The sequence below is a fragment of the Serratia sp. A07 genome, from assembly GCF_058725505.1.
This window is the reverse complement of record NZ_JBZXDO010000098.1, coordinates 1-4036: the sequence shown is the minus strand read 5'-3', so window position 1 is coordinate 4036 and position 4036 is coordinate 1. Positions and strand designations below refer to the sequence as shown.

Below are 4036 nucleotides of genomic sequence, written 5' to 3'. Positions count from 1 at the left end.
AGGCGGCATCACTGGCGCCGTAGTGAACCGGCCATTTTAATTGTCGCCGACCGGCCAAAATAATTGACGCGAGATAAATCCCCTGTGTTCTGTATATATGTTCTTTATATATATATTAAACAATCCGAGATTTTATTTTAATTTGCACTAAGCAAATTTCATGGCGATTTTCAGACTGGGCGAGGTGTCAGCTTACGATTCTATTGATTACTTTTTGGATAATTTACTCTGGAGTTATGCTTTTTTAAAAAGCTATATTTACATGCTTGTTTGCAGGGAAGGGCTGTTGCGCAGGGCAACCTGTTCTGGTTGGCACATTTGCTATCTCTTCCCTCGAGTGGCATGGGAGAGACTGGACCAGTACCGGCAACGCCACCGCTGTTTTGTAGGGAGGGTGTTCATGGATCAATCAATGGGATGCGCAGTATTTTTTTACATACCCCTATGTATTGGCGTACCCAATGCGCTTTACTTGCTCCCAAAGAGATCCTTTGAAAATCTTGATCTTTTGTTTATATTTATCATAATTGCATGATATATATTATTTTGTTGTAAAGTAAGTTACTTTTTAAAGTCAAGGCTGTGGGGGAAAGCAAGAGATGGCAAGCAAGTACAAGATAACGACCTATCTTTCCGATAAGGCGCTCTATGAACGGGTCATTAACTCAGCCAAGAAAGCAGGGATGACGCAGTCAAAATACGTCGAGTCGCTTCTCATGCAAGAAAGGCCGCATGCTAACGATGTGCGGAAAGTCAGGCCTGAGATAGAGATTTATGATCACTACTATCCCAGACAGGATATTTTCCCTTCTCATGGGGCACTCGTTCTTGACGAGGCATTGGCCTCTACGCCTAGTGAGAGGAAGTTGTTTTATTCTGAACAGATAACCCAAGCGGCCAACACAGGGATTCTTGCTGATTTTTATAAGGAGGTGTATGGGGAAAATGTTCATAAGGTGGATGATGACAGTGCGATTTTTGTGTTTCTCAGACTACAGTTTTCCGGGAGTCTAAAGAAGAACTCAAATGTTTCAAGTGTGGAGCTTAAATATCGCGTTATGTATCAGCCTATGATAATTACTTCTACAGAGTGGGATAAATATAGTGGGTATTATGATTTCTTCAATATTAGATATTTGAGGCAATCAGATCTTATTAATAAAGGGTGGCGCAGGAATTTCTCAAGTAAGTACTCTGGAGTTGTGCCTGTTTTTGAGAGGAGAAGGGAACACAGGGATAATAGTGGTTTCTTTATTCCGGTTTTTAAGGAGCCTAAGTTTTTTTCAGATAGAGTGAGCGAGGTGAAAAACACTTTCATTGGAGATAACGGTTTTTTCTGTGGAATTAAAAATATTAACAACAAAGAAAGATTTAATTTAAAATGGCGGGGCTGTTAAATATCTAGATTTTTCTGGTTTTTTATTTGGATAATTTCTTAGTTAAATATCATTGAAGTGGTATTTAACTTAATTATCTTAGGTAATGCAATGAATAAAAAACAGAAAAGCTATGAGCCTCTGTCTTCTTTGTTACAGACTCTTCCCCGAGAAATATCTCAAAGAGTGTTTCATCGACTCGATGAAGTGATCGCTTATGAACCGACAATCGGACTGATTGGCAAAACTGGCGCAGGGAAATCCAGCCTGTGCAATACGCTTTTTACATCTCCTCCTGCCAACGTGGATGCGGTGAAGGGGTGTACCCGTTTTGCTCAACAGTACAAAACCTCTGATGGTCTGAATGCTCTCAACATTATTGATTTCCCAGGGATCGGTGAAACACCCACGCTTGATAAGATGTATGTCCATTTGTACCAACACTGGCTGAATAAACTGGACCTGATCGTTTGGGTACTCAAAGCCGACGACAGAGCCTGGAATGACGATATTCGTTGTTATAGGCAGTTGGTGTCGCACGGTGCCGATCCGGCCCGGTTTATCTTCGTCCTCAACCAGGCCGATAAAATTGAGCCTTGCCGGGAATGGGATATTGCAACTCGCCAACCTTCTCTGCGGCAACAGCAGAACCTTCAGGAGAAAGTGACAGGTGAATACCGTATTTTCTCCCGTACATCCTGTCTTGGCGGTTTCCGCCTCTGAAGGTTTCAATATACCTGGGTGGGTCGAAATCCTCATCACCGTTTTACCCGACAAAGCCAGCAGTGCGGTTGCCCGTCAGCTTGAGCCTGAGTATCGGACAGAGAAGGTGACCACCACGGCGCAGGAGGGCTTTAGCCGCGTTGTAGGTGACATCTTTGACGCAAGCGTGGAAGTCCTGCTGGAGTCACATACATTAAGAACGTGGTTAAAACAGGTGCGCTCTCGCTTGCTCTCTTTGGCCAAATTGCTCTGGCATCGCTTCTTTTAACGTATGCCGAGAAACCTGCGTTGTGTTCGATCTGTTTCGCCGATCGAATATAGATTTGTTATAGTTTTTGACTATTAAATAAAGTTAAATGATCGTTTTTAACGATAGATTTCAACGATCGGTTTCGGTTTATTGATCTTCACTAACGATTATCCCTCCTCTTTACATCTCGATACGATCCCCTCGCGGGGGAGGTCGTTTAATCCCACTGTTTTCTAATTAATTATTAATAAAGGAATATTTTTCTATGTTGAAACCTTATCCGTTTCTTAAGCAAGACACCTATGCCTGGTGTTTATCCATTGGCCTTCCGGTTATCTGGATACCCCTCGCTATTTTCTTTCCTAAAGAGATTGCTCTTGGCTTGTATATGGTGCTCTCGCTTATTTGGGTGCTGCTCGACCGACTTAACCTGATGAAGCAGGAGATCACGCCCCCTTCAATGGGGTGGTTCTTGCTGCCGATGGTTTACCTGCGGCAACGTGACGAGCGTCAGGGGAAACCCTGGCGCTTGTTACAGGTATGGCTGATTTGTACCGTATTGTCAGCCGTGGCCGGTAATCATTTTAAAACGCAATCAGGTATCGAACGGCTGGCGCAAAGTGCTTGCCCGGTGGTCACTAAAATCCTGCAGCGTCAGGGCATAGAGGAGCACTGTATCCGTATCACAGATATCAAGGAGGAGGTGGCAGGGCGTTTTTATCAGGCTCAGGCTTTGCTGAATACCGGCTCAAAAGAACCGCTGACGATAGAAGTACGCTCAGGCGGGAATATTTACGTCACGCTAACGGAGCAGGAATAAGTGAATTTTATCAAGGAGATGATGAACATGAAAAAAATGATAATGATGTTTACCCTGTTGGTCAGCGCTCTGTTGAGCCAGGCCGCATGCGCAGCGGCTTACGATCCCAAGCCGATAGAATACCGGAATGTGGTGGCTGACAGCGTACAGGTTGAGCATGACCGTATTATGGATGGCGTTGATGAATTTATCATCACGGGGAAGAAGGGAAAGGTTACTGAGAAATTCAGGCTCACCTGCAACGCCGATGAAGCACGTCTGGGCATCATGTATTACCTGAAAGATATCTATGGCGTTAAGGCCGAGGGGGCAACGGGAATGACTCTGCAGTATTACCCGGCCGGGGCCCATCAAATGAACATCAGTATCGATCATCCCGATACGTTGATGGACAGCCTTCTGACGGCTAATTTGGCACAGGCGGTTTCTGCCATGCAGAAGCGTAAGGAAGGGACCTTTGTTTTTCACTTCTACCACAACGACAGCAGCTTCGATCATGTCCCTCTGGCGTACAGCTTCCAATACCCGGCGAAATTGTTGACACCCGCTCTGGGCAAGGCATTGGTTAATGCCAAGACCACATCATGCGACATCAAATCAGGTGATAGTCAGCTATCACCACTCAAGCGTCTTGTTGATCATCTCTAGCTGATTGATTACCGCTATCAGTTTGCTACTGACTTAGAGCCCTGTCGCCGATCGCGACGGGGTTTTTGGTTTTTAGGCGCTGATATGACCTATTTCGAGCCGTCTCCTGCGCTACCGCTCAATGAACCCTGAATGCAGTGACTATCTCGCGTCAATTATTTTGGCCGGTCGGCGACAATTAAAATGGCCGGTTCACTACGGCGCCAGTGATGCCGCCTC

At 45.1% G+C, this 4036-nt stretch carries 5 protein-coding genes; all 5 read left to right on the top strand.

The annotated features are described in order from the left end of the window. Window positions 1-599: 599 nt before the first annotated feature. Entirely contained in the window at window positions 600-1397 is a 798-nt protein-coding gene (locus tag AC4PR2_RS27950; RefSeq protein WP_492175924.1) for a hypothetical protein, read from the top strand. Window positions 1398-1487: 90 nt separating this feature from the next. Beyond that, entirely contained in the window at window positions 1488-2099 is a 612-nt protein-coding gene (locus tag AC4PR2_RS27945) for a GTPase family protein (RefSeq protein WP_492175923.1), read from the top strand. After that, window positions 2047-2367: a hypothetical protein gene (locus AC4PR2_RS27940; RefSeq protein WP_492175922.1), complete on the top strand. Its 321-nt coding sequence runs from the start codon at window positions 2047-2049 to the stop codon at window positions 2365-2367. Before AC4PR2_RS27945 ends, AC4PR2_RS27940 begins: the two co-directional genes overlap by 53 nt. Window positions 2368-2614: 247 nt before the next feature. Further along, on the top strand, window positions 2615-3169 hold the full coding sequence (locus AC4PR2_RS27935) for a hypothetical protein (protein ID WP_492175921.1): 555 nt from the start codon (window positions 2615-2617) through the stop codon (window positions 3167-3169). Window positions 3170-3196: 27 nt separating this feature from the next. Further along, a complete protein-coding gene (locus AC4PR2_RS27930; protein WP_047730810.1) occupies window positions 3197-3817 on the top strand; it encodes a hypothetical protein in 621 nt (206 codons plus the stop codon). Window positions 3818-4036: the final 219 nt, after the last annotated feature.